Genomic DNA, 24136 nt, shown 5'->3' with positions numbered 1-24136 from the left:
CGTGGTGCTCCAGGATCAGAAGCAGACCGGCGCATCCGATGCCTCGAGCGAGGGGTCCGGCATCGCCGAGGTGGGCGCGCCGATGCGATCGGATGCCGGGACGGCGGCATCCGGTCGCCTGCTGGCGCGCGACCGGCTCTCGGCCGGTGTGCGCATCAGTGTCGAGCTCGAGCCGCTCGACGTGCCCGACAGGGCCGACGTGGTCGCCGCCGTGCGCACGCTCATCGGCTTCGGATCGTCGGCTCGGGCGGGCAGGATGTTCGACGGCGACTCCTGGCGCTATGCACCGGACGAACTCGACCGACAGGCAGAGCGGATGGTCAAGGAGCTCCCGCTTCACCTCACGGGGGATGCGGGTCTGCCGCGGCTGCGCGATGCCGCCGATCCCGACCTTCCGTTCACGGTGTTCCTCGGCACGGACCGGGCATCACTGTGCATCGACCATCGCCTCGGCGACGGGTTCCTCAGCGTCATGCTCACCGCGGGTGTGCTTGCAGGCAAGGGCGTCCCGTCGGTGTTCGCATCAGCGGACGACAGGGATCCGCTGCGGGCCGCCCTTGCGGCGACGTTCGGGCGCCACCCCGCTCGGGTCGCCGCGCTCGTCGATTCCCGGCGTCACGATGCGCGGTCGGAATACGTCGGGCCGACGGTCTCCGCGCAGCGTGGGTCGCTCGATCTCGTCACCACGATCATGGAGCCGCAGACCTTCCGAGCGCTCGCTTCGTGGAGCCGGGGGCGGGTCCCGCCCACGCTTGCGATGATGTTCGCCCTTCGCGCCGCGCTCGAGCGAGTCGGCGTGCCGGTCATGGACGAGGGCGCGATCCTCGTCGATCTGCGCCGGTACCTGCCGTCCGGGCGGTCCACTCTCGCGAACTTCGTCGTCGGCCAGCCGGTCTCCGTGATGGGCGGCGTGGACGCCGCGGGAGCGCGCTTCACGCGCGATCTGCACGTCGGCCGCCCGCTCGCGGCGCTGACCGTCGGGCTGCTCTCGCAGCCGTGGCGCCGCGCGTCCACGTCCGACATCGCGGCAGCGGCGTATCCCATCGTCAGCGACATGGGCTTCCTCCGCGCGCTGGAGCCCCTGCCCTGGGCGACGGAGACCCCGACGGTGCGGGTTTCGGTCGATCCCGCGGCTCGCAACGGCATCACCGCGCTGACGGCTGTCCTGCGGCGACGCATGAACGTATCGGTGAGTTTCGACAGTTCGCTCTTCGACCGAGGAAAGGTCGAGCAAGCCTGCGAACTTCTCTGTCGGGATCCGAAGGGACTGCTGCCATGACCATGACGACATCGCCGCCTCCTGTCCCGACGCCGGCCGCTGGGCGGGTTCGGCGCCGACGGCTGGGTTGGGCATTGCTCGCCGCCATCGTCGTGCTCGCTCTGGTGCTCGGCGGACTGTGGTGGTTCACCGGCTTCTCGTTCCCCGGCCAGCGCTACACCGACTCCACGCGGCTGTTCGACGACTTCGACGGCGCGGCCGGATCCGAACCGAACCCGGATGTCTGGTCGATACAGACCGGTGGCGGCGGATGGGGCAACGAGGAGCTGCAGGAGTACACCGAGGACGCCGTGGCACTCGACGGCGATGGCGCCCTCGTCCTCACCGCCACCGTTCCAGCTGACGGCGGCACCCCGACCTCGGGACGGCTGACGACCCAGGGCAAGTGGTCGTTCGGGTACGGGCGCCTCTCGGCGCGCATCAAGCTGCCCGACGGCCAGGGGCTCCTTCCGGCGTTCTGGCTGCTCGGCGACAAGGTCACGACGGTCGGATGGCCCGCGGCGGGCGAGATCGACATCGTCGAGACCCCGAACACGACGACGCGCAGCGCGCATCACCTGCACGGTCCGACCGGCGCCTCCGACCACTGGGCGCTCAACGAGGGGGTCGACATGCCCGTGCCGCTGTCCCAGGACTTCCACGTCTACACGGTGGAGAAGCGGCCCGGCCGCGTGATCATCGCCATCGACGACCAGGTCGTGATGGACGTCGAGGAGTGGGACGTCCCGCTGCCCGGACGATGGGTGTTCGACGATCCCACGCACGCCCTGTTCAGTCTCGCCGTCGGCGGCAACTGGCCGGGCGATCCCGACAGCACCACCCCGGAGACGTCGGAGATGGTGATCGACTGGATCTCCTACACGCCGGCGGATCAGATCGGCGAAACCCCGATCGGGACGACGTACGACGACACGGGAGCGGAGCGATGACCAACGCCGAACGCGCGCGCCAGCTGGGCCGCAGCCTCGCCGAGGACATGTCCTGGGGATGGCGGTCGTTCATCACCAACAGCATCGCCGGTTCGCCGCTGTGCCCCCGGGCGCTCCGGTACGCGATCCTCCGCATGCGCGGCTTCGACGTGCGCACGCCGAAGATCAAGTGGCGCTGCACGTTCACGGGAAGCCGCGACATCAGCATCGGCGTCGGAACCTCCGTCAACGTATGGTGCTACTTCGAGGCGGTCGCGCCGATCCGCATCGGCGAGGACTGCCACATCGCGATGTTCGTGACCCTCATCACGAGCTCGCACGGCGTCGGGCCGGGCGGCGTCGATCACGCACCCCGCAGCGCGCCGATCACGATCGGCGACCGCTGCTGGCTCGGCGCGCACGTGACCGTCCTCCCAGGCGTCACGATCGGCGACGACGTGATCGTCGCCGCGGGCGGCGTCGTGACACGCGACCTTCCCTCGGGCGGTGTGTACGGTGGCGTGCCTGCTCGCCTCATCCGCACGCTCGATGAGACACCCGCGATGCTCGCGGCGGCGGGCTGAGCGAGCTCCGGAGTCAGCCGTCGCCACGCGTTCGATCAGAGCGCCGGCAGCCCGTCGAGCGACCGCGCGTTCTTCTCCGCTCGGTATTCGGCAAGACCGTCCGGCCCCTTCTTCAGTGCCCACGGCCGCATGATGTCGCGTTCCTCCACGAAGTCCATCACCGGAACACCCCAGCCGCACGAGTCCGCGATGCGTTCGACATCCACCACGATGACCGCACGCGCCCCGACGTGGCCCGCGTGCTCGCGCTCGACGCGGGCGAACAGCTCGTCCCCGGGCAGGACGACCCGCCCCCGGCCGTGCAGGCGGACGATGCGCGGGCGCGAGTCGAAGGAGCAGAACATCAGGCAGATCCGGCCGTTCTCGGTGACATGCGCGATGGTCTCCGCCCCGCTGCCGGTCAGGTCGAGCCACGCGACGGTGTGCTCGTCCAGGATGCTGAGCGAGTCCAGACCGCGGGGCGAGACATTGACCAGCCCCTCTGCGGACAGCGGCGCCGTGGCAACGAAGAACACGTGCTGCTCGCCGATCCAGTCGGCGAGACTCCCATCGATTCCCTCGAAGACCTTGCCCATTCCGCGAGTCTAGGACTTCGGAGAATGATCACGATTGGACGCAATATATTGCATGCCGGTACCATCGTGGCGGAGCCGTCCCATCGACGACCCGACCCGACACGACCCGAGGACCAGCCATGAAGCTCGCCGAATTCCCGCGCTACCCGCTCACCTTCGGGCCGAGCCCGCTGCAGCACCTGAGGCGCCTGACCCAGCACCTGGGCGGCGCCCAGGTCTGGGCGAAGCGAGAGGACGTCTCGAGCGGCCTGGCCTACGGCGGCAACAAGATCCGCAAGCTCGAGTACATCGTGCCGGACATCCTCGCCTCCGGCGCCGACACCCTCGTCTCGATCGGCGGCTACCAGTCCAACCACACCCGACAGGTCGCGGCCGTCGCCGCCCACCTCGGCCTCAAGGCTCGACTGGTGCAGGAGAAGTGGGTGCCGTGGGACGACCCGACCAACGACCAGGTCGGCAACATCCTCCTCTCGCGCATGATGGGCGCGGACTCGCGCCTCGACGACGCCGGCTTCGACATCGGCGTGCGCGACTCGTGGCGCAACGCACTCGCCGAGGTCGAGGCATCCGGCGGCAAGCCCTATCCGATCCCGGCCGGCGCGTCCGAGCACCCGCTCGGCGGTCTCGGGTTCGCGAACTGGGCGTTCGAGGTCGCCGAGCAGGAGAAGGCGCTCGGCATCAGGTTCGACACGATCATCGTCTGCACGGTGACGGGGTCGACCCACGCCGGAGTGATCGCCGGATTCGCGGCCCTCGAAGACCTCACCGGCGTCAGACGGCGCGTGCTCGGCATCGACGCATCGGCCACGCTCCAGAAGACCACCGACCAGGTCGAGCGCATCGCCCGCAACACCGCGGAGCTGATCGAACTGGGCCGCGACCTGCGTGACGACGAGATCCAGGTGCTGGAGGGCTGGGCGGGCGAGCTGTACGGCCTGCCCGTCGATTCGACGATGGATGCCATGGCGCTCGGCGCGCAGCTCGAGGCGATGATCACGGATCCCGTGTACGAGGGCAAGTCCCTTGCCGGCCTGATCGATCTCGTCCGCAGCGGAGACATCCCGAGGGACTCGAACGTGCTGTACGCGCACCTCGGCGGTCAGCCCGCGATCAACGCGTACCACTCGCTCTGGCCGTAGCCCGAGCGCAGGTCAGCTCGTGACGACCTGAGCCGTTCCGATCGCCGCATCCGGGCCCATCTCGGCAGCGAGGCGATTGGCCTCCTCGATCAGCGTCGCGACGATGTCGGCCTCGGGCACGGTCTTGATGACCTGACCCTTCACGAAGATCTGCCCCTTGCCGTTGCCCGACGCCACACCGAGGTCGGCCTCGCGGGCCTCGCCGGGTCCGTTGACGACGCAGCCCATGACGGCCACGCGCAGCGGCACGGTCATGTCCTTCAGGCCCTCGGTCACGTCGTCGGCGAGCGTGTACACGTCGACCTGAGCGCGCCCGCAGGACGGGCACGAGACGATCTCGAGCTTGCGCTCGCGAAGGTTCAGGGACTGCAGGATCTGGTGGCCGACCTTGACCTCCTCGGCCGGCGGCGCGGAGAGGGAGACGCGGATCGTGTCGCCGATGCCCTCGCCGAGCAGGATGCCGAACGCGGTGGCGCTCTTGATCGTCCCCTGGAACGCGGGCCCGGCCTCGGTCACCCCGAGGTGCAGCGGCCAGTCGCCCATCGCCGCGAGCAGTCGGTACGCCTGCACCATGATGACCGGATCGTTGTGCTTGACCGAGATCTTGAAATCGTGGAAGTCGTGCTCCTCGAACAGGCTCGCCTCCCAGCGCGCGCTCTCGGCGAGGGCTTCGGGCGTCGCCTTGCCGTACTTCTGCAGCAGTCGCGGGTCGAGCGATCCGGCGTTGACGCCGATGCGCAGCGATACGCCGGCATCCTTCGCCGCCTTCGCGATCTCTCCAACCTGGTCGTCGAACTTGCGGATGTTCCCCGGATTCACACGGACCGCGGCGCACCCTGCGTCGATCGCCTGGAAGACGTACTTCGGCTGGAAGTGGATGTCGGCGATCACCGGGATCTGGCTCTTCTTCGCGATGATGTGCAGCACGTCCGCGTCGTCCTGCGACGGCACCGCGACCCGCACGATCTCGCAGCCGGATGCCGTCAGCTCGGCGATCTGCTGGAGCGTTCCGTTGATGTTCGTCGTGGGCGTCGTGCACATCGACTGGACGCTGATCGGTGCGCCGCCCCCGACGAGGACCTTGCCCACTCTGATCTGCCGGGACTTGCGGCGGGGGGCGAGGGTTTCGGGGACCTTGGGCATCCCGAGATTGACTGCTGGCACGTACTCCAGCCTACGACCCGCGGCCGAGCGCGGGCTGGGGGTCGAGGAACCCGTCAGGGCGCGGGTCCACGGCGATTACGGCATCCGCCCGTCTGATATCGTGACCGCATGCTCGCGAACCTCACCTGGTGGCCCGCCTCCTAGGCGGTGTGTTCGCGTTCCCAGACCACAGACCGCCCCTGGGCGGTCTTTTCGTTTCATGGCGACCGCCCGCCCCACACCGGAGGCCCCGATGACCGACGCCGGTCCCGCCGCTCTGATCGAACTCGCCGAGCGCGGCATCCCGTTCGCACTCATCGCCCGCGACGCCGCGACGGTCGAGCTGCTCACCGGCGACGTCGTGGACGTCGACCTGCTCGCCGACATCCCGCTCACCGATGCGGCCGGGTCTCCCCAGGAGCTGCTCGCCCTCGTCCCGTTCCGGCAGGTGCGCGAGCGCGGGTTCGAATGCCACGACGACGGCGCTCCCCTGCGGTGCCTCGTGGTGCGGGAGCGCTCCGTGCTCGATCGGGAGGCCGTCCTCGCCGGCTTCCCCTCGGCGCCGGTCCCGCTCACCGACGCGGACTTCGACATCGCCGACGACGATTACGCCGAGATCGTGCGGCGGGTCATCGCGGACGAGATCGGACTCGGCGAGGGCGCGAACTTCGTGATCCGGCGCGATTTCACCGCGGGGGTGGAAACGGATGCCGCGACCGCGGCGCTGACCTGGTTCCGCGCGCTGCTCGAGCACGAGCGCGGCGCCTACTGGACCTTCGCCGTCGTCACCCCCGGCCACGTCGCGGTCGGGGCGAGCCCGGAAGCGCACGTGAGCGCGCGCGACGGCGTCGTGACGATGAACCCGATCTCCGGCACGTTCCGTCACCCGGAGGGCGGCGCGACAGTGCAGACGCTGACCGAGTTCCTGGAATCGACGAAGGAGACCGAGGAGCTCTTCATGGTCGTGGACGAGGAGCTCAAGATGATGAGCGCGGTGTGCTCGGACGGCGGACGCATCACGGGTCCGCATCTGAAGGAGATGTCCCGCCTCACGCACACCGAGTACGTGCTGCGCGGTCGCAGCAGGCTGGACCCGCGCGACATCCTGCGCGAGACGATGTTCGCCCCGACCGTGACCGGCTCGCCGATGCAGAACGCGTGCACGGTGATCACCCGGCACGAGCGCACTCCGCGCGGCTACTACTCCGGCGTCGCGGCCCTGTTCACCCCGCGAACCGACGCGATCCTGCCCGGCGAGTCCACGCACGACCTCGACGCGCCGATCCTGATCAGGACGGCCTATCTCACCGGCGGGAGGCTGCGAGTTCCGGTCGGCGCGACGCTCGTGCGCCATTCCGATCCGTACGGCGAGGTCAGCGAGACGCACGGGAAGGCCGCCGGGGTGCTCGGGGCGATCGGGGCGATCCCTCGGGGCGCGCGCCAGCAAGCCGAGGGTCTGGGGCGGAGCCCGGGAAGGGATCGCCCGGCCGGCCCGGTGCTGCCCGCAGGCGCGATCGACGAGGACGCACCCGCGGCCGAACCCCGCGCGCTCGCCGACGATGCGGACATCGAGACCCTGCTCGCCTCCCGAAACGCCCGCCTGGCCTCCTTCTGGCTGAATCCGCAGGACGCACTGGCCGCCGGTGGTCCGTTCCGGGGCCGATCGGCGCTCGTCGTGGACGCGGAGGACCGATTCACCACGATGCTCGCCCATCAACTGCGCCATCTCGGCCTGCGCGTCGAGATCATCCCGTGGAGCGAGATCACCGACGAGCAGATCGACGGCGCCGAGCTGATCGTCTCGGGCCCCGGACCCGGCGATCCGCGTGATCCGAGCACGGCGCGGATGCGGCGCATGAGAGAGGTCGTCGCACGGCGACGCGAATCGGGAAGGCCCCTGCTGGCGGTGTGCCTGAGCCATCAGATCCTCGCGCGGACGTTCGGCATCGACCTCGCGCCGCTGGATGCGCCGCACCAGGGGCTGCAGAAGACGGTCGACATCTTCGGGGTTCCCGCATCGATCGGCTTCTACAACACGTTCACGGCGCGTGTGCTGCCCGGCACCACGATCGTCGACGTGGCCGAGGTCGCAGCCGACCCTGCCACCGGCGACGTGTACGCGCTGCGCGGGCCGGGGTTCGCCTCGGTGCAGGGTCACCTCGAGTCGATCCTGTCCCGGGACGGCATGGCCACGCTCGAGCGCCTCGTCGCGACGGCGCTCTCCCCCGTCGACGCCTGACCTGCGCAGCGGCGGATCGCGAGGATGCCGCGCCTCACCCCCCGATGCGACCCTCGAGCAGGCGGCGCTCCGCCTCATTCGCGGTGAGCTCGAGCGCGCACAGATCCTCGGCGAGCGCCTCTTCGTCCCGCCCGAGCCCGCGGAGCATGCGCGCGCGCACCGCGTGCCAGAGGTGGTATCCGGTCAGGGAATCGCGCAGGGCGTCCACCTCGTCCAGTGCGACCCGCGGCCCGTCGATCTCTGCGACGGCGACCGCACGGTTCAGCAGCACGATCGGAGACCGGTCGTATGCGAGGAGCATGTTGTAGAGCGTGAGTACCTGCAGCCAGTCGGTCGCGTCGCCGGACCCGGCATCCGCATGGCATGCCGCGATCGCGGCGTGCAGCTGCCAGCGCCCGGGGCGACGCAGCAGCGCGGCGCGTTCCAGCACCGTCTGCGCCTCGGCGATCAGACCCCGATCCCAGCGGCTGCGGTCCTGGTCGGCGAGCAGCACGAGTTCGCCGTCGACCGACCGCGCCCCTTCGCGCGCCCGGTGGAACAGCAGCAGCGCGAGCAGTCCCTGGGCCTCGGCCTCCCGCGGCAGCGCGTGCGCGACCACCCGCGCGAGCCAGACGGCGTCGTCGGCGAGATCACGGTCGGCGGAGGCGTCACCGCCTGCGACGAGGTGGGCTTCGCTGTACATCACCGAGATGACCGTCAGCACGATGTCGAGGCGTTCGGCGCGCTCGGCACCCTCGGGGATGCGCAGCGGGATGCCCGTGGCTCCGATCTTGCGCTTCGCGCGCACGATGCGCTGCGCGACGGTCGCGGACGGGGTGAGCGTCGCTCGCGAGATCTGCGTGGTGGTCAGGCCGCAGATCGCCCGGAGCGTCAGCGCGAGCTGCGCGTCGGGCGAGAGGGCGGGGTGACAGCATCCGAACAGCAGCGGAAGGCGCTCGTCGGGCTCATCATCGGCCGGCCCGGGGGTCCTCTCCTCGGGATCGGCCAGCAGCGCGAGCTTCTCGCGGAAGCGCTTCTCGCGCCGCATCCGATCGAGGGCGTTGTGTCGCGCCGCCTGAGTGAGCCACCCGCCGGGATTGGGCGGCACACCGCGGGCGCGCCATTCCCGTACCGCCTCCTCGATCGCCTCGGCCACCGATTCCTCGGCGAGATCGAGACTGCCGAGCCAGCCGGTCAGCGCCGCGACGATGCGCGCGGACTCCTCGCGGAGCACGCGCGCGAGCTCGCGATCGGATGCCGCGGCCCGGTGCTCCCCCGAGTCCGGCGCCGCGGCATCCGTCTCGCTCACTGCTCCATGTGGCTGTAATCGACCACCATGGGGCGGATCTCGACCGAGTTGCCCGGCAGCTCGAGCATCGGCCACGTCTTGACGATCGCGATCGCCGCGTCGAGGTCCTCGACGTCCAGCACGCTGAACCCTCCGATGACCTCCTTGGCCTCGGAGAACGGCCCGTCGGCGACGACGGGCGCTTCGCCGCCGTGGGTGACGGTCGTCGCGGTCGTCACCGGCTGCAGCTCGGCCCCCGAGTCGGAGATCTGGTCGGCGTGGGTGCCGAACCACTCGTAGACGCGCCGGTAGACCTGCTCGGCGTGCTCAGGTGCCACCGCTGCGTCGAGCTCGGGCGTGGATGTGAACATGATGACGTACTTCACGGTCGTGTCCTTTCGTCATGGGAACCGTTTCACCCCTACAGCGAACGGGCAACCCCGAATTCGACACTCATCCCGGAATTCGTGTCAGAAGAGCGAGACCGGGTTGAAGATGTCCGCGAGGATCAGCACGGCGCCCATCACGATCAGCGCGATCACGACGACGAACGTCACAGGCACGAGCTTGGTCGCATCGACCGGCTTCGGCGGCGGACGATGGAAGATCTTGGCCCACGTGCGCTTGATCCCGTCCCACAGCGCGACCACGATGTGCCCGCCGTCCAGCGGCAGCAGCGGGATGAGGTTGAAGACGAACAGGGCGATGTTCAGCGAGGCCAGGAGCCCCAGGAACCCGGCGACCCGGTTCAGGATCGGCGCCTCCGCGGCGGCCACCTCACCGGACAGGATGCCGGCGCCGACGATGCTGAGGGGACCGTTCGGGTCGCGCTCACCGCGCGTGACCAGCGTGACCGCGGTCTCGTACACCTTGATCGGAAGCTGCCAGATGATCCCGGCGACGGCACCGACGTTCTCGAAGGCCGCGGCGGGGCCGGCCCAGATCGGCTGTCGCAGGTACTCGACCTCCTGCCGGATGCCGGCGAAGCCCACCTCCTGCGTCTGCACATCGCCGTTCGCATCCAGCACGGGCTGCCCTGCCGCATCCGTCACAGGCTGATCGATCGCCGCGGGGGTGAGGGTGATGCTCTGCTGCTCCCCATCGCGCTCGATCACGATCGTCAGCGGCTCCCGGGGCGAAGAGCGGATGATCGCCGACGCTTCGGCGAACGAGGCGATCTGCTGGCCGTCGACCTCGACGATCACATCGCCGGGAAGCAGCCCGGCCGCGGCAGCCGGAGCGACCGGATCCGAGGCGGTGCACTCGGTGCGTCCGGCGTCGGCGGGGATGACGCACTCGCTGACGCTGTCGACGGTGGTGGTGGCGGTCTGCACGCCGATGCCGGAGAGCAGGATCGCGAACAGGACGATCGCGAAGAGCAGGTTCATCACCGGCCCGCCGAGCATGATGACGACGCGCTTCCAGACCGGAAGCCTGTAGAAGACGTGATCGTCCTCGCCGCCCACGAGCGTCTCGTCGTTGGCGGTGCGGGCATCCTGCACCATCGTGGCGAAGAACCCGCCGCCGGCGCGACCCGTGCGGTGTCCGGCCGCCGCCGCTTCGCGCTCCTTCGGCGAGGGCGGGTACATGCCCGCCATCGAGATGTAGCCGCCGAGCGGAATCGCCTTGAAGCCGTACTGCGTCTCGCCGATCCGCTTCGACCACAGGGTCGGGCCGAACCCGATCATGTACTGGCCGACCCGCACGCCGAACTTCTTGGCCGGTACCAGGTGGCCGAGCTCGTGCAGCGCGATCGACACAGCGAGCCCCACGACCATGAGGACGATGCCGATGACGAACGCGATCACTGTCACACGCACACGCTACCGCCGGTGGCTTTGAGTTGGCCGAGCGACCGCCTCTCCATGCCCGGGCGGAGCCGTCGGCCACGAGCGGCGGATGAGAGGATGGATCCGCCATGGCGAACGATGCTCCCTCCCACCTGCCCCCCGTGCTGCGGCCGGACGATCCACCGGTCCACACCCTCGAGGACCTCGCGGGGCGTTTCGCGCTCGACACGCGGGGAGATCTGAGCGGTGCGACACTCACCGGGCTCACGCTCGCTACCGCCGACCTCCGCCCCGGCGATGTGTTCGTCGCGGCGCGCGGGCTCAATCGCCACGGTGCGGAGTTCGCCGGCGCCGCAGCCGCGAAGGGCGCCGTCGCCGTCGTGACGGATGCCGATGGCGCGGATGCCGCAGAGGCGACCGGGCTTCCCGTGATCATCGTGGAGGATCCACGCGGGCTGCTCGGCGACCTGTCCGCCTGGGTGTACGGCACCGGCCGCGACGACGACCTGCCGCTGCTGTTCGGGACCACCGGCACGAACGGAAAGACGAGCGTCTCGCACCTGCTGGAGGGAATCCTCGGCCAGCTCGGTGTCGTGACCGGGCTGTCCTCGACCGCCGAGCGGCACATCGCGGGGCAGGTCATCGTGTCGCGCCTCACCACCCCGGAGGCCTATGAGATGCACGCGCTGCTCGCGCTCATGCGCGAGCGCGGCGTGGAGGCGGTCGCCGTCGAGGTGAGCGCGCAGGCGCTCAGTCGCCGACGGGTCGACGGTCTCGTGTTCGATGTCGCGGCGTTCACGAACCTCACGCACGACCACCTCGACGACTACGCGGACATGCGCGAGTACTTCGAGGCGAAGCTGCCGCTGTTCCTCCCCGACCGCTCACGCCGCGCCGTCATCTCCCTGGACTCCTCGGCCGCGATAGAGGTCATCGCGCGGTGCGAGGTTCCGTTCGTGACCGTCGGCACCCCCGCGATCGCCACGGATCCCGGCGCAGCCGCGGACGCCGACTGGACCGTCGAGATCCTCGACGAACGGCAGGTCGGCACCGAGTTCCGCCTGTCCTCGACGGACGGTCGCACGCTGACCACGATCGTCCCGGTCATCGGCCGCCACATGGCCGCGAACGCCGGCCTCGCGATCGTGATGATGCTCGAGGCCGGGTACGAATGGGATCGGATCGTGGACGCACTCGGGCGGGACGGCGGCATCCGGGCGTACCTCCCAGGTCGCACCGAGCGCGTCTCAGGCGATCGCGGGCCTGCGGTCTACGTCGATTTCGGGCACTCCCCCGACGCGTTCGAGAAGACCCTGGCCGCGGTGCGGCGGGTGACGCCGGGCAAGGTCCTGATGCTGTTCGGAGCAGACGGCGACCGCGATGCCACCAAGCGGCACGACATGGGCCGCACGGCTGTCGAAGGCAGCGACATCCTCGTCGTCACCGACCACCACCCGCGCTTCGAGGACATCGACTCGATCCGCGCGACCCTCATCGAGGGCGCCCGTCGGGCGCGGCCGGATGCCGAGATCCACGAGTACTCGCCGCCGGAGGTGGCGATCGTGGAGGCCGTCAAACTCGTCGGCGACGGTGACGCGATCCTGTGGGCAGGGCCGGGACACCAGGACTACCGGGACATCCGCGGGGTTCGGACGCCGTACTCGGCCCGCGAACTCGCCCGCCGGGCGCTCCGGGATGCGGGCTGGCCGGTTCCCGAGCCGCACTGGCCCGTGCCGTACCCCGACTGAACTCAGACTGCGGCGATGGCGCGGTCCGCGGCATCCCTCGCCCAGCGCTCCGCCTCGGCGAGCGACTCCCGCGTGATCGTGCCGCCCGAGGTCGCGTCCGGGTCGTGCGCGTCGACGACGCGCTCGATGAGCTCCACGATGCCGAGGAAGCTCAGCCGGCCTTCGTGGAACGCGTCGACGGCCTGCTCGTTCGCGGCGTTGAACACCGCGGGATAGGTGCCGCCCGCGCGCCCGACCTTCTTCGCCAGCCGCACCGCGGGAAAGGCGTCCTCGTCCAGGGGCTCGAACGTCCAGGATGCCGCGACCGTCCAGTCGAGCGGGTGCCCGACGCCGCCGACCCGGTTCGGCCAGTCCAGCCCCAGCGAGATCGGCAGGCGCATGTCGGGCGGAGACGCCTGGGCGATCGTGGAGCCGTCGACGAACTCGACCATCGAGTGCACGATCGACTGCGGGTGCACGACGACGTCGATGTGGTGGTACGCGACGTCGAACAGCAGATGCGCCTCGATCACTTCGAGGCCCTTGTTCACGAGCGTCGCGGAGTTCGTCGTGACCACGCGTCCCATGTCCCAGGTGGGGTGGGCGAGCGCCTCGGCGGGAGTGACGTGTTCCAGTGATGCCCGCGATCGACCCCGGAAGGGACCGCCGGATGCCGTGAGCACGAGGCGCCGAACCTCGGCGCGGTCCCCGCTTCGCAGGGCCTGCGCGATCGCGGAGTGCTCGGAGTCGACCGGGACGATCTGACCGGGCTGCGCGATCGCGGTGACGAGGTCGCCGCCGACGATGAGCGACTCCTTGTTCGCCAGGGCGAGCGTGCGCCCGGTCTCGAGTGCCGCGAGCGTCGGCCCGAGGCCGACCGAGCCGGTGATGCCGTTGAGCACGACATCCGCCTCGACATCGCGCACGAGCTGCTCGGCCTCCTCCGCCCCCAGCGCGGTGAACTCGACCTGGAACTGCTCCGCCTGCGCCTGCATCGCGGCCACGTTGGTGGCCGCGGACAGCCCGACCACCTCGAAGCGGCGCGGGTTCGCGCGGATAACTTCGAGGGCCTGGGTGCCGATCGAGCCTGTGGATCCGAGGACGATGACGCGGCGCATGCAAGCGAGCCTATCGACCGGGTCAGTCGTCGGACCCTCGCGGTGCGACCGCCGGAGGCCAGGTCGGCGCGCCGAGCTCCCGCGAGACATTGCGGGCCGCTTCGCGCAGGTCGTTGAGGACCGTGTCGCCCGGGGGATACTCGCTCGTCGGCATCACGACCGAGATCGCGGCCACGACCTGACCCGACCTGTCTGCGATCGGCGCCGCGATCGAGGACTCGCCGAGCACGGCCTCGTCCTCCTCGTGCGCGATCCCGCGCTCCACGATCTGTGCCAGCTGCACGGCCAGATCGGCCGGATCGGTGATCGTGGATCCGGTGAGACTGCGGAGCTCGCCCGCCAGGAGCGGATCGGCGACGTTCGGATCGTAGGCGAGCAGCACCTTGCCAAGTGCCGTCGCGTGCGCGGGGATCGTGACGCCGATCTCGGGCATCTGCTCCGAGCCGTCGGGGCGCCGGTTGTGGTGGATCACGATCACCTCGTCGAACAGCGGCACGCCGAGCCGTGTCGCGCAGCCGGTGCGGCGAGCCAGCTCGGCGGTCCACCGCATCGCCCGTGCCCGTACGTCGAGCGTGTCGAGGTAGACGTTCGACAGCTTGAGCAGCGCGGGCCCCAGCATGTAGCGACTCGTGCCCGGCTCCTTGGCGACCAGGCCGTGCTGCTGCAGCGACTTCACGAGACCATGCACCGTCGACGGCGGCAGGTCGAGGATTGCGGCGAGCTCGGTAATGCCGAGGTGCCGCGCGCCCTGGAGGCTCGACAGGATGTGCGCCGCACGATCGATCGACTGGATCATGCCCGTACCTCCTTTGCCACGGCATCCCGCCTGGTGAACCCTAGCGCATTCATGTCTGGTGCTTGACAATGGCTCACTTTACGGAGCATATTCGACAATGTCGAAAGTAGTTCGACAATTACCCGGTTCAAAGGAGAACTTCATGGACGACGAGAACAAGCTCTGGCAGAAGCTGGCTGCTGAGTTCCTCGGCACCGCATTCCTCGTGTTCGTCGGCGTCGGGTCGGTGCCCGCACTGGCATTGGCCCGAGGCGGAGCGGACGGTGAGCCGTTCACCGGCGCCGAGCTCGGCTTCATCTCGCTCTCGTTCGCGCTCATCGTCGTCGTGACGGTGTACGTGTTCGGATACATCTCGGGCAACCACATCAATCCCGCGGTGACGCTCGCGCTCGCGGTCACCGGCAAGTTCCCCTGGAGGCTCGTGGCGCCCTACATGATCGCCCAGGTGCTGGGTGCCATCCTCGGCGCCGGCATCATCATCGGCGTCATGGGGCAGGCCGCGAGCGACCTCGGACTCGGCGTGGCGTCGTACGGGCCCGACACCCCCTGGCTGCAGGCGTTCTTCGCGGAGTTCATGGGCACGTTCCTGCTCGTCTTCGGCATCTTCGGCGTCATCTACCGCAAGGCGGCCCTCGGCTGGGCAGGCCTCGTGATCGGCTTCGTCGTGTTCGCCGCGATCATCCCGGTGGCCCCCATCACCGGCGCGTCCATCAACCCGGCCCGCACGATCGGCCCGATGCTCGTCCAGCAGATCGCCGGCGGCACCGTGGCGTGGGAGCAGCTGCCCGTCTACCTCAGCGCAGAACTGCTCGGCGGAATCGTCGGCGGCGTGCTCTTCGGCTTCATCGCCCACACCGCGGCCGACCGCGCGAAGGCATCGCAATCCGACCCGGCTGAATCCCTCCCGGTCGCCTGAACCTCACTCTCCAAAGGAACCCGAACATGAAGAAGTTCATCAACGACGCCTCCGCGGTGCTCGCCGACTCCCTCAAGGGCGTGGCGGCGGCGCATCCCGAACTGCGGGTCGACCTCGAGAACCGCGTGATCTACCGCGGCGAAGCGACCCGGCCCGGCAAGGTCGCGCTGATCTCCGGCGGCGGATCCGGGCACGAGCCCCTGCACGGCGGCTTCGTCGGCACCGGGATGCTGGACGCCGCATGCGCCGGCGAGGTGTTCACCTCCCCCACCCCCGACCAGATGCTCGCCGCCACCCAGGCGGTCGACGCCGGAGCGGGAGTGCTGCACATCGTGAAGAACTACACCGGCGACGTGCTCAACTTCGAGATGGCCGCGGAGCTGGCCGAGGCGGAGGGCGTGCGTGTCGCATCGGTCGTCGTGAACGACGATGTCGCGGTCGAGGACTCGACGTGGACCGCCGGGCGCCGGGGCGTCGGCACCACCGTGCTCCTGGAGAAGATCGTCGGCGCCGCGGCCGAAGAGGGCTACGACCTCGACGCCGTGGTGGAGCTCGCCCAGCGCGTGAACGCGAACGGGCGCTCGATGGGCGTCGCGCTGACCAGCTGCACCGTGCCGGCCGCCGGCAAGCCCACGTTCGACCTCCCCGAGGACGAGATGGAGGTCGGAGTCGGCATCCACGGCGAGCCGGGACGTCATCGCGTGCCGCTCGCGAGCGCGAAGGAGATCGCCGCCATGCTGGTCGACCCGATCGTCCACGACTTCGACGCGGGCGGACTTGCGATCGTCATGCTGAACGGGCTGGGCGGCACCCCGCTGATCGAGCTGTACCTCATGTACGGAGAGGTCGTGCCGCTGCTGGAGGCCGCTGGGGTGTCGATCGAGCGGAACCTCGTCGGCAACTACATCACGAGCCTCGACATGGCCGGATGCTCGCTCACCGTCCTGAAGGCGGATGACGAACTGCTGCGCCTGTGGGATGCTCCTGTCGTCACGCCCGGGCTGCGCTGGGGCGCGTGAGAGGGGATACCGCCGCCATGACCGTCGCACCGAGCACCGTCACGATCGATCAGCTGACCGACTGGCTCCGCCGCTTCCAGGGGCTCGTCGCCGAGCACCAGACCGAGCTCACCGAGCTGGACTCGGTGATCGGCGACGCCGACCACGGTGCGAACATGGCACGGGGCATGACGGCAGTCGCGGCGAAGCTCGATGCCGCCGAGGGCGACGGTGATGGCCCGGCGAGCGTGGCTGACCTGTTCAAGGCCGTCGGCATGACACTCGTGACGAGCGTGGGCGGGGCCAGCGGACCGCTGTACGGCACGTTCTTCCTGCGGTTCGGCATGAGCGCCGGGGCTGTCACGACCCTCGACGCCGCAGGACTCGGCGCGGCGCTGCGCGCCGGGCTGGACGGAATCGTCGCCCGGGGCAAAGCGGAGCTCGGCGACAAGACGATGTTCGATGCGATGTCGCCGGCCGTCGACGCGTGGGATGTGTCGGTCGCGGCCGGCGGCTCGCCGGCCGATGCGTCGGCCGCCGCGCTCGCCGCCGCCGAGGTCGGCCGGGATGCGACAGTGCCGCTCGTGGCACGCAAGGGCCGTGCGAGCTACCTGGGCGAGCGCAGCGCCGGACACCTCGATCCCGGCGCGGCATCCACGACCCTGCTCTTCCGCGCGCTCGCGGATGCCCTCGGAGGCTGACGTGATCGGAATCGTCGTCGTCTCGCACTCCCCTGCCCTCGCTCGGGCCGCCGTGGACCTCGCGCTCGAGATGGGCGGCGATGATCCGCCCGCCGTGCGCATCGCCGCGGGCGCCGGTGGCGGAGCGACCGGCACGGATGCGGTCGCGATCGCAGCGGCCATCGACGAGGTCGCAACGGCCGACGGGGTGCTCGTGCTGATGGATCTCGGGTCGGCCATCCTCAGCGCGGGCATGGCGCTCGAGTTCGCCGCCTCCGGCGCACCGGTGCGACTCAGCGCCGCCCCGTTCGTGGAGGGCCTGATCGCCGCCGTGGTGGTCGCGGGCAGTGGAGCGACCCTCGACGCGGTGGATGCCGAAGCCCGCCGGGCGCTCGAGGGCAAGGCGGCCCAGCTCGAGGGCACCGCCGGCGCCTCGGTTCAGGCCGCTGCGGGTGTCGCGGACGCCGAACGCGGCGCGGCCCCGGACGCCGTCGCAGCGTCGTTCACCGGCGTCATCCGCAACCCGTCGGGCCTGCACGCCCGCCCGGCTGCCGTGTTCGTCAAGGCCGTCGGACGCCACGACGCCGCGGTGACGGTCACCGATCTGGGCACCGGCAAGGGTCCGGCGTCGGGGGCCAGCCTGATCTCGCTGATGTCCTTGGGGGTGGGGCAGGGTGCCCGCGTGCGCATCGATGCGACCGGGCCCGACGCCGCCGGGGTGATCAGCGAACTCCAACAGCTGGTCGCGGACGGGTTCGGCGAGGTCTGATCGCCGCACGCGCTCTCGCTACTGAGCGGGCACCGCGCGCTGGGTGCCGAGGATGTCGACGACGAAGACCAGGGTCTCACCCACGAGGTCGGTGTCGTTGATCTCACCCTCGCCGTAGCCGTCCACGGGCGGGATGACGACGAGCACCTGGGAGCCGACGGTCTGACCCTCGAGCGCCTTCTGGAAGCCGGCGACCACTCCGGTGGTCGCGAACGTGGTCGGGACCCCGCCCTTCTCCCACGTCGAGTCGAAGACGGTGCCGTCAGACCACTTGACGCCGGTGTACTGGACCAGCACGGTGTCGCCGGTCTGGACCGTCGCCCCGTCGCCCTTCTTGAGGACGTCGACCTGGGTGGCCGTCGGGGCGTCGCCCGCGGGCAGCGTGATCGTCGGCGCGCCGTTCTCGGCGAGTTCGACGGTCGGGCTCCCCGCAACGGGCGGCTGCTCCTCGCCCCACGCCGCGATCGGCACCACCGACAGGATGTCGATCACATAGACCACGGCAGGCGTCGTGTCGCCGGCAGGGGCGGCCGCGACGATGCGCGAACCCGCACCGGCGCATCCGAACAGCTGGCCGCCGCTTTCGGCGGACACCTGCTGCGGCAGGGTCTCACCGGGCTCGTAGCCTACCGTCGCAAGGCTCTCGCCGGTCTCGGCGTCGAACACCGAGTACGCGTACTCGATGAACTCGCCGCCGGTGAGCTCGTCCGGTCCCTCGTCGACGACGGTCCGCTGGATCTCGGTGATCTCCAGCGGGAGATCGAACGTCGCGGTCGGCGGGGTGCCGACCTCGCCCTCGACGGTGACCGCCTCGGATGCCTCCCCCGAGGGTGCCGCGGAGTCGCAGAGGTCGGCGACCGCCGTCGCGGTGGGGCTCGCTTCGCTGTCGGGCGATCCTGCCGAGCATCCGGCCAGCAGAACGGCGGACACGGCGAAGGCGGACAGAGCGACGATCGGACGAATGCGCACAGTGAACCTCGAAGATAAAAAGAAGGGGGAGTCTCCATCCTCCCCCATGATTCCTCTGTCTCTGCTGAGAAACGGCATGCCCGCGTCGGAATGGATTCGGGAGTACCCTCAACGGGTGACTTCCGAGGACACTCCCGAACCCCGTGAAGCCGACTCCCCCCTTGAACCTGCCGTTCGGCAGATGGGCGCGACCTACGGCTTCGGTCGATTCGTCGTCGCCCCCCTGGCACGCATCGTGTACCGGCCGCACGTCGAGGGCAAGGGGAACGTCCCGAAGTCGGGGCCGGTCATCTTCGCCAGCAACCATCTGTCCTTCATCGATTCGATCGCCATTCCGGTCGCAGCGCCGCGCCCCGTGCACTTCCTCGCGAAGTCGAGCTACTTCGACGGTTCCGGAGTCTCGGGGTGGTTCTCGCGCGAGTTCTTCACGGCGATCGGCGCCGTACCGGTCAAGCGCGGAGCGGGGCAGGCGGCTCTGGACGCGCTCGATCAGCAGCGCCAGCTGCTGGATGCCGGCAACGCCGTCGCACTGTATCCGGAGGGCACCCGGTCGCTGGACGGAAGGCTGTACAAGGGGCGCACCGGCGTCGCGTTCCTCGCCCTGCAGACCGGCGCGCCGGTCGTGCCGGTGGGGCTGATCGGCACCGACAAGGTGATGCCGGTGGGCGCGAAGTTCCCGTCGCTGCGCGAACGCGTCACGGTCAAGTTCGGCGAACCGCTGGACCTGGCCCACCACGGGCCCGCCGAGTCCGGGAAGGCCCGTCGCCTGGCGACGGACGACATCATGACCGCGATCCACGCCCTCTCCGGCCAGGAGCTCGCGAACGCCTACAACGAGGCACCCGCCCACAACCCGATCGAGCGGATCAGGCAGGTGCTCCCGCACGAGCGTCGCTAGGGCCCGCCGGCGGCGCCACGGCGATCGTGGGCTCATGGCGCACCGGGAAGTTCACCGAGTTCGCGATGAAGCACCACTCGTTCGCCTGCCGGTGCGCCGAGGTCGCGGCATCCACCATCGACGCGTCGGCCACGAGAACGTGCGGCCGAAGCACCACCTCGCGGAATGCCCCGCCGCCGCGGCCGTCCTCGACCATCAGGCCCGATGCGTCGTCGTGGTACCCGACGACGATGACGCCGGCCTGCACGCACGCGTGCAGATACGACAGCAGGTGGCACTCGCTCAATGCGGCCAGCAGCAGGTCCTCGGGGTTCCAGCGCTCAGGATCTCCACGGAAGGGCTTGTCCGACGATGCGAGCAGCGCGGGCTTGCCGTCGATGCGGATCGTGCTCGAGCGATCGTAGTCGCGGTATCCGCTGGTGCCGCTGCCCCGGTCACCGGTCCAAGTCGTGCGGAGCGCGTAGCGGTGTTCGCCGAACATTCCCTCAGTCTGACACGCGGGGATGAGTCGATGACCGGCGGTAGGCTGGCGGGGTGCCGCAGACCCTCGCCGCCGCCGACGCCGTCGAACTCGCCGTCGTCGAACGCAGCGGCTTCGTCGAGTCCCGGCACGTGGGCTCCGCCATCGTGCTCGACGCCGATGGCCTGAGCGTCGCCGCGCTCGGCGACACGGTCACGCCGATCCTGCCGCGCTCCAGCCTGAAGCCGATTCAGGCGCTCGCATGCGTGACGGCGGGGGCACCGCTCGAGGGCGAGCGCCTTGCGCTGGCGACGGCGAGCCATTCGGGCACCGACCGGCATGTCTCGGTCGTGCGCGACATCCTCGATGCCGCCGCGCTCGGCGAGGATGCGCTCGCGTGCCCGCCCGCCTGGCCGGGCGATCAGGCGACCCGCGACGAGGTCGTGCGCGAGGGCGGCGAACCGTCGCGGATCCGGATGAACTGCTCCGGCAAGCACGCCGCGATGCTGCTGACGTGCGTCGTGAACGACTGGCCGACCGACGGCTACCTCGCCCCCGAGCACCCGCTGCAGGTGCACATCCGCGAGGTCGCCGAGCGCCTCGTGGGCGAGCGCGCCGCCGCAACGGCCATCGACGGATGCGGCGCGCCGGTGTTCGCGTTGAGCCTCGCCGGCCTCGCGAAGGCGATCCACCGCATCGGGACCTCGTCGGAGCGCTCGCCGTTCGCGCTGCATCGCAGCGCCGGGGCCCTCGTCCGGGCGGTGCGCGAGCACCCGTGGACGATCGACGGACCCGGCCGTGCCGACACGATCGTGATCGAGCGGCTCGGAGTGTTCGCCAAGGGCGGCGCCGAGGGCGTCATGGTCATGGTCGCGCCCGACGGCACGACGGTCGCGCTGAAGATGCTCGACGGCAGCGGACGCGCCGCCACGGCCGTGGCACTTCGACTGCTGGAGCGCCACGGCGCGCTGGCGGCGTCCGATGTCGCCGATGCGATGACGAGGCTTCCGCTGTCGGTCTCCGGCGGCGGGCAGGTTGTCGGGGCGATCCGCCCCGCATTCTAGAAGCGCTCCCATCCGGAGCGGAAAGGATCACGCGATGAGGATCTGCGTCCCCACCGAAGTGAAGAACAACGAGTACCGCGTGGCAATGACGCCCGCGGGCGTCCACGACCTCGCCCTGGCGGGCCACGAGGTGTTCGTGCAGCGCGGCGCGGGCGAGGGCTCGTCCATGCCGGATGCCGAATACGAGGCGGCGGGCGCGACGATGCTCGACGACGCCGCCGAGGTCTGGGCGCGGGCAGAGCTCCTCCTCAAGGTCAAGGAGCCGATCGCGAGCGAGTACGGCTACTTCCGCGACGACCTGGTGCTGTTCACCTACCTGCACCTGGCGGCTGATCGCCCGCTCACCGATCGGCTCGTCGCCGACGGCGTCACCGCGATCGCGTACGAGACTGTGCAGCTCGCGGGCGGCGGTCTGCCGCTCCTGGCGCCCATGAGCGAGGTCGCCGGGCGCCTCGCGCCGACCGTCGGCGCGGCGACGCTCATGCGCTCGGCGGGCGGCCTGGGACTGCTGATGTCCGGCGTGCCCGGCACGCGCCCGGCGCGGGTCACCGTGATCGGCGGCGGTGTGGCCGGCGCCAACGCGGCCGTCATCGCGGTCGGACTCGGCGCTGACGTCACCGTCTTCGACACGAATGTGCAGCGTCTGCGCTACCTCGACGATCACTTCCAGGGTCGGGTCAAGACCGCGGCATCCAACCCGCTCGATCTGGATCGCGCGGTCGTGGACTCCGACCTCGTGATCGGCTCGGTGCTCATCCCCGGCGCGAAGGCTCCGAAGCTCGTTACGAACGACATGGTCTCGCGGATGCGCCCCGGCAGCGTGCTGGTCGACATCGCCGTCGACCAGGGCGGATGCTTCGAGGACACCCGGCCGACGACCCACGCCGACCCGACCTTCCCGGTGCACGGCAGCATCTTCTACTGCGTGGCGAACATGCCCGGCGCGGTGCCGAACACGTCGACGTCGGCGCTCACGAATGCGACACTGCCCTACATCCGCCAGATCGCGCGCCGCGGCTGGAAGGACGCGCTCCGATCGGATGCCGCACTCGCTGCGGGGCTGAACACGGTGGGCGGCACGATCGTGAACGCCGGGGTCGCGACCGCGCACGGCCTCGAGCTCGCGTCCCTGGAGCGCGCGCTCGCCTGAGCTGCAGACGCCGCGGTCAGATGCCGCCGTCCACGGAGCGGACGTAGGCCGCGGGCTCATCAGGGACGAGCACGGGCGTCTCGCGGTTGAGCGACTCGCCGCGGAAGAAGGGCTTCGCGCGCGGGAAGAAGAACCACAGGAACATCAGCAGCACGCCGAAGGCCAGGGCGCCGATCCCCAGCACGAATGTGCCGCCGATTCCGAGCAGGACGGTGTAGCCGTAATCGACGTCGTACATGTCGATCGCGGACTGGATGAACGCGTAGGTCAGCATGAGCGCGCCCAGCAGCGGGAAGAGGAACCGGTAGAAGAAGTTGCGCGTCGAGTTGAACAACTCTCTGCGGAAGTACCAGACGCACGCGTAGCCGGTGATGCCGTAGTAGAAGGCGATGGCCAGGCCGAGCGAGAGGATCGAGTCCTGCAGGATGTTGTCGCTGATCAGCGTCATCCCGACGTAGTACACGATCGCCACGATGCCCATCACGAGCGTCGAGAACGACGGCGTCTTGTACTTCGGGTGCACGGTGGCGAACCGCTTCGGCAGCGCCTTGTACGCCGCCATCGCGAGCGTGCCGCGCGCGGTCGGCAGGATCGTGGTCTGCGTCGAGGAGATCGCCGAGATCATGACCGCCACTACGAGCACCCAGCCGAGCGGCCCGAGCAGTCCGTCCTTGATGCCGAGGAAGAAGTCGTCGGCATTGGCCTCATTGCCCAGACCGGTTCCGCTCTCTCCCAGACCCGCGTACATCATCGCCGCGATCGTGACGCCGACGTAGGTGACCAGGAGGATGACCGTGGTCAGCAATGCGGCGCGCCCGGGAATGCGCTTGGGGTCCTTGGTCTCCTCGTTCAGCGCGAGGCACGTGTCCCACCCCCAGTAGATGAACAGCGCGAGCAGGATCGCCTCGATGAAGCTGCCCCACTCCGTGAAGCCGAACGGGTTGAGCCATGACCAGTCGAACGGCGTCGGGTCCGGGGCGGTGCCCGCGAAGAAGTGCCACAGTGCGGCGACCACGAAGATCGCGAGGGCGAGGTACTGGATGCCGAGCAGGATGTTCTGGATGCGTTCGCCGATCTCGACTCCGCGCCAGCTCACCCAGGTCATGAGGGCGATGAAGATCACTCCCGTGACGGTGACCAGCGGGACGTTGTCGGCGAGCAGCGCCTCATCGGGATTGTGCAGGATGCCGTCCAGGAGCGCCCAGAAGTAGATGCCGGCGATCTGCGCGAGATTCGCGAGCACGACCATGCCGGCGACGGCGACGCCCCAGCCGCCCAGCCAACCGACCCAGGGCCCGAACGCCTTCGTGCCCCACGTGAAGGTGGTGCCGCAGTCGGGGATCTCGTTGTTGAGCTCGCGGTAGGCGAACGCGATGAACAGCATCGGGATGAAGGCGAGGACGAACACCACGGGCGCCTGGGCCCCGACGGCGAGGACGACGAAGCCCAGCGTCGCGACGAGCGAGTACACCGGCGCGGTGGAGGCGAGTCCGATGACGGTGGACCCCCACAGACCGAGCGTGCCGGCCGCGAGTCCCTTGCCTTCGGGATGTTCAAGGGATATCGGAGTTGTAGCCACACAGTGAACGTATGGCGGCCGCATCCGCCGGTCAAGAGTTCCCGACGAGCGGTGGTGCGCCGTGTCTGCAGTGCCCCGCTCGCCGCCC

The 24136-nt window shown here is 69.9% G+C and carries 23 protein-coding genes; 13 read left to right on the top strand and 10 right to left on the bottom strand.

The window, feature by feature from the left end:
- Window position 1 precedes the first annotated feature (1 nt).
- From BM349_RS06945 to BM349_RS19030, 3 genes are read left to right on the top strand one after another with little or no spacing between them, the layout of a single operon-like run.
- Window positions 2-1279 (top strand): hypothetical protein, encoded by a 1278-nt coding sequence (locus tag BM349_RS06945; protein WP_091705488.1) that lies wholly within the window; start codon window positions 2-4, stop codon window positions 1277-1279.
- On the top strand, window positions 1276-2208 hold the full coding sequence (locus tag BM349_RS06940; RefSeq protein ID WP_091705485.1) for a glycoside hydrolase family 16 protein: 933 nt from the start codon (window positions 1276-1278) through the stop codon (window positions 2206-2208). The genes BM349_RS06945 and BM349_RS06940 overlap by 4 nt, the downstream gene beginning before the upstream one ends.
- Window positions 2205-2771, top strand: a complete 567-nt coding sequence (locus tag BM349_RS19030) for an acyltransferase (RefSeq protein WP_091705483.1) — start codon at window positions 2205-2207, stop codon at window positions 2769-2771. The genes BM349_RS06940 and BM349_RS19030 overlap by 4 nt, the downstream gene beginning before the upstream one ends.
- A 35-nt stretch (window positions 2772-2806) precedes the next feature.
- Here BM349_RS19030 and BM349_RS06930 read toward each other — a convergent pair whose 3' ends face one another.
- The gene (locus BM349_RS06930; protein WP_091705480.1) at window positions 2807-3346 is read right to left on the bottom strand and encodes a pyridoxamine 5'-phosphate oxidase family protein; all 540 of its coding nucleotides are present in this window, start codon (window positions 3344-3346) and stop codon (window positions 2807-2809) included.
- Between the two features lie 119 nt (window positions 3347-3465).
- Here BM349_RS06930 and BM349_RS06925 point away from each other — a divergent pair, with 119 nt between their 5' ends.
- Window positions 3466-4485: a 1-aminocyclopropane-1-carboxylate deaminase gene (locus tag BM349_RS06925; protein WP_091705478.1), complete on the top strand. Its 1020-nt coding sequence runs from the start codon at window positions 3466-3468 to the stop codon at window positions 4483-4485.
- 12 nt (window positions 4486-4497) lie between these two features.
- Here BM349_RS06925 and ispG read toward each other — a convergent pair whose 3' ends face one another.
- The gene (gene ispG, locus BM349_RS06920; RefSeq protein WP_175525229.1) at window positions 4498-5649 is read right to left on the bottom strand and encodes a flavodoxin-dependent (E)-4-hydroxy-3-methylbut-2-enyl-diphosphate synthase; all 1152 of its coding nucleotides are present in this window, start codon (window positions 5647-5649) and stop codon (window positions 4498-4500) included.
- A 232-nt stretch (window positions 5650-5881) separates the two neighbouring features.
- Here ispG and BM349_RS06915 point away from each other — a divergent pair, with 232 nt between their 5' ends.
- Window positions 5882-7867 carry an anthranilate synthase family protein gene (locus tag BM349_RS06915; RefSeq protein ID WP_091705474.1) on the top strand — a complete coding sequence of 662 codons (1986 nt, stop codon included), beginning with the start codon at window positions 5882-5884 and terminating at the stop codon, window positions 7865-7867.
- A gap of 34 nt (window positions 7868-7901) precedes the next feature.
- Here BM349_RS06915 and BM349_RS06910 read toward each other — a convergent pair whose 3' ends face one another.
- From BM349_RS06910 to BM349_RS06900, 3 genes are all read right to left on the bottom strand, one after another.
- Window positions 7902-9155, bottom strand: a complete 1254-nt coding sequence (locus tag BM349_RS06910) for an RNA polymerase sigma factor (protein ID WP_091705472.1) — start codon at window positions 9153-9155, stop codon at window positions 7902-7904.
- Window positions 9152-9520 carry a YciI family protein gene (locus tag BM349_RS06905; RefSeq protein WP_091705469.1) on the bottom strand — a complete coding sequence of 123 codons (369 nt, stop codon included), beginning with the start codon at window positions 9518-9520 and terminating at the stop codon, window positions 9152-9154. The genes BM349_RS06910 and BM349_RS06905 overlap by 4 nt, the downstream gene beginning before the upstream one ends.
- Window positions 9521-9604: 84 nt before the next feature.
- Window positions 9605-10948: a M50 family metallopeptidase gene (locus BM349_RS06900; RefSeq protein WP_091705468.1), complete on the bottom strand. Its 1344-nt coding sequence runs from the start codon at window positions 10946-10948 to the stop codon at window positions 9605-9607.
- 104 nt (window positions 10949-11052) lie between these two features.
- On the opposite strand from BM349_RS06900, the gene BM349_RS06895 reads away from it, so the two are divergent.
- On the top strand, window positions 11053-12672 hold the full coding sequence (locus BM349_RS06895) for a Mur ligase family protein (protein WP_175525228.1): 1620 nt from the start codon (window positions 11053-11055) through the stop codon (window positions 12670-12672).
- Window positions 12673-12674: 2 nt separating this feature from the next.
- Here BM349_RS06895 and dxr read toward each other — a convergent pair whose 3' ends face one another.
- Together dxr and BM349_RS06885 are read right to left on the bottom strand one after the other, a co-directional pair.
- Window positions 12675-13769 carry a 1-deoxy-D-xylulose-5-phosphate reductoisomerase gene (gene dxr, locus BM349_RS06890; protein WP_091705464.1) on the bottom strand — a complete coding sequence of 365 codons (1095 nt, stop codon included), beginning with the start codon at window positions 13767-13769 and terminating at the stop codon, window positions 12675-12677.
- Between the two features lie 22 nt (window positions 13770-13791).
- Window positions 13792-14565 (bottom strand): IclR family transcriptional regulator, encoded by a 774-nt coding sequence (locus tag BM349_RS06885; RefSeq protein ID WP_091705460.1) that lies wholly within the window; start codon window positions 14563-14565, stop codon window positions 13792-13794.
- Window positions 14566-14707: 142 nt separating this feature from the next.
- Between BM349_RS06885 and BM349_RS06880 the strand changes: the two genes are divergently transcribed.
- Genes BM349_RS06880 through BM349_RS06865 form a run of 4 tightly spaced genes read left to right on the top strand, consistent with a single transcriptional unit; the run spans window position 14708 to window position 17928 of the window.
- Window positions 14708-15481: an MIP/aquaporin family protein gene (locus tag BM349_RS06880; RefSeq protein WP_091705458.1), complete on the top strand. Its 774-nt coding sequence runs from the start codon at window positions 14708-14710 to the stop codon at window positions 15479-15481.
- Window positions 15482-15507: 26 nt separating this feature from the next.
- Window positions 15508-16500, top strand: coding sequence for a dihydroxyacetone kinase subunit DhaK (gene dhaK / locus BM349_RS06875; RefSeq protein WP_091705455.1), 993 nt, complete (start codon window positions 15508-15510; stop codon window positions 16498-16500).
- A gap of 17 nt (window positions 16501-16517) precedes the next feature.
- Complete coding sequence (gene dhaL / locus BM349_RS06870) at window positions 16518-17180, top strand: dihydroxyacetone kinase subunit DhaL (RefSeq protein ID WP_091705453.1); 663 nt, start codon at window positions 16518-16520, stop codon at window positions 17178-17180.
- Window position 17181: 1 nt separating this feature from the next.
- Complete coding sequence (locus BM349_RS06865) at window positions 17182-17928, top strand: HPr family phosphocarrier protein (protein ID WP_091707172.1); 747 nt, start codon at window positions 17182-17184, stop codon at window positions 17926-17928.
- Between the two features lie 18 nt (window positions 17929-17946).
- Here the strand turns inward: BM349_RS06865 and BM349_RS06860 are convergent, their stop codons facing one another.
- Window positions 17947-18897 (bottom strand): FKBP-type peptidyl-prolyl cis-trans isomerase, encoded by a 951-nt coding sequence (locus tag BM349_RS06860; protein ID WP_091705450.1) that lies wholly within the window; start codon window positions 18895-18897, stop codon window positions 17947-17949.
- Window positions 18898-19012: 115 nt separating this feature from the next.
- Here BM349_RS06860 and BM349_RS06855 point away from each other — a divergent pair, with 115 nt between their 5' ends.
- The gene (locus tag BM349_RS06855; RefSeq protein WP_254773775.1) at window positions 19013-19795 is read left to right on the top strand and encodes a lysophospholipid acyltransferase family protein; all 783 of its coding nucleotides are present in this window, start codon (window positions 19013-19015) and stop codon (window positions 19793-19795) included.
- Here BM349_RS06855 and BM349_RS06850 read toward each other — a convergent pair.
- Window positions 19764-20276, bottom strand: a complete 513-nt coding sequence (locus BM349_RS06850; RefSeq protein WP_091705446.1) for an OsmC family protein — start codon at window positions 20274-20276, stop codon at window positions 19764-19766. The genes BM349_RS06855 and BM349_RS06850 overlap by 32 nt on opposite strands.
- Before the next feature lie 53 nt (window positions 20277-20329).
- Between BM349_RS06850 and BM349_RS06845 the strand changes: the two genes are divergently transcribed.
- Both BM349_RS06845 and ald read left to right on the top strand, forming a co-directional pair.
- Window positions 20330-21319: an asparaginase gene (locus tag BM349_RS06845; protein ID WP_091705442.1), complete on the top strand. Its 990-nt coding sequence runs from the start codon at window positions 20330-20332 to the stop codon at window positions 21317-21319.
- A 34-nt stretch (window positions 21320-21353) separates the two neighbouring features.
- Window positions 21354-22469, top strand: coding sequence for an alanine dehydrogenase (gene ald / locus BM349_RS06840; protein ID WP_091705440.1), 1116 nt, complete (start codon window positions 21354-21356; stop codon window positions 22467-22469).
- 16 nt (window positions 22470-22485) lie between these two features.
- On the opposite strand, the gene BM349_RS06835 is transcribed toward ald, so the two are convergent.
- Complete coding sequence (locus tag BM349_RS06835; RefSeq protein WP_091705437.1) at window positions 22486-24048, bottom strand: APC family permease; 1563 nt, start codon at window positions 24046-24048, stop codon at window positions 22486-22488.
- Window positions 24049-24136: the final 88 nt, after the last annotated feature.

It is taken from the genome of Microbacterium sp. cf046 (assembly GCF_900114345.1).
Taxonomy (GTDB): Bacteria; Actinomycetota; Actinomycetes; order Actinomycetales; family Microbacteriaceae; genus Microbacterium.
This window is presented reverse-complemented; position numbering and strand designations above follow the sequence as displayed.

What these genes read in the sequence shown, in the direction of transcription:
- BM349_RS06940 (WP_091705485.1), top strand. Translation starts at nt 1,276, where the DNA reads ATGACCATGACGACATCGCCGCCTCCTGTCCCGACGCCGGCCGCTGGG.
- BM349_RS19030 (WP_091705483.1), top strand. Translation starts at nt 2,205, where the DNA reads ATGACCAACGCCGAACGCGCGCGCCAGCTGGGCCGCAGCCTCGCCGAG.
- BM349_RS06930 (WP_091705480.1), bottom strand. Translation starts at nt 3,346, where the DNA reads ATGGGCAAGGTCTTCGAGGGAATCGATGGGAGTCTCGCCGACTGGATC.
- BM349_RS06925 (WP_091705478.1), top strand. Translation starts at nt 3,466, where the DNA reads ATGAAGCTCGCCGAATTCCCGCGCTACCCGCTCACCTTCGGGCCGAGC.
- BM349_RS06915 (WP_091705474.1), top strand. Translation starts at nt 5,882, where the DNA reads ATGACCGACGCCGGTCCCGCCGCTCTGATCGAACTCGCCGAGCGCGGC.
- BM349_RS06895 (WP_175525228.1), top strand. Translation starts at nt 11,053, where the DNA reads ATGGCGAACGATGCTCCCTCCCACCTGCCCCCCGTGCTGCGGCCGGAC.
- dxr (WP_091705464.1), bottom strand. Translation starts at nt 13,769, where the DNA reads ATGCGCCGCGTCATCGTCCTCGGATCCACAGGCTCGATCGGCACCCAG.
- BM349_RS06885 (WP_091705460.1), bottom strand. Translation starts at nt 14,565, where the DNA reads ATGATCCAGTCGATCGATCGTGCGGCGCACATCCTGTCGAGCCTCCAG.
- BM349_RS06880 (WP_091705458.1), top strand. Translation starts at nt 14,708, where the DNA reads ATGGACGACGAGAACAAGCTCTGGCAGAAGCTGGCTGCTGAGTTCCTC.
- dhaK (WP_091705455.1), top strand. Translation starts at nt 15,508, where the DNA reads ATGAAGAAGTTCATCAACGACGCCTCCGCGGTGCTCGCCGACTCCCTC.
- dhaL (WP_091705453.1), top strand. Translation starts at nt 16,518, where the DNA reads ATGACCGTCGCACCGAGCACCGTCACGATCGATCAGCTGACCGACTGG.
- BM349_RS06850 (WP_091705446.1), bottom strand. Translation starts at nt 20,276, where the DNA reads ATGTTCGGCGAACACCGCTACGCGCTCCGCACGACTTGGACCGGTGAC.
- ald (WP_091705440.1), top strand. Translation starts at nt 21,354, where the DNA reads ATGAGGATCTGCGTCCCCACCGAAGTGAAGAACAACGAGTACCGCGTG.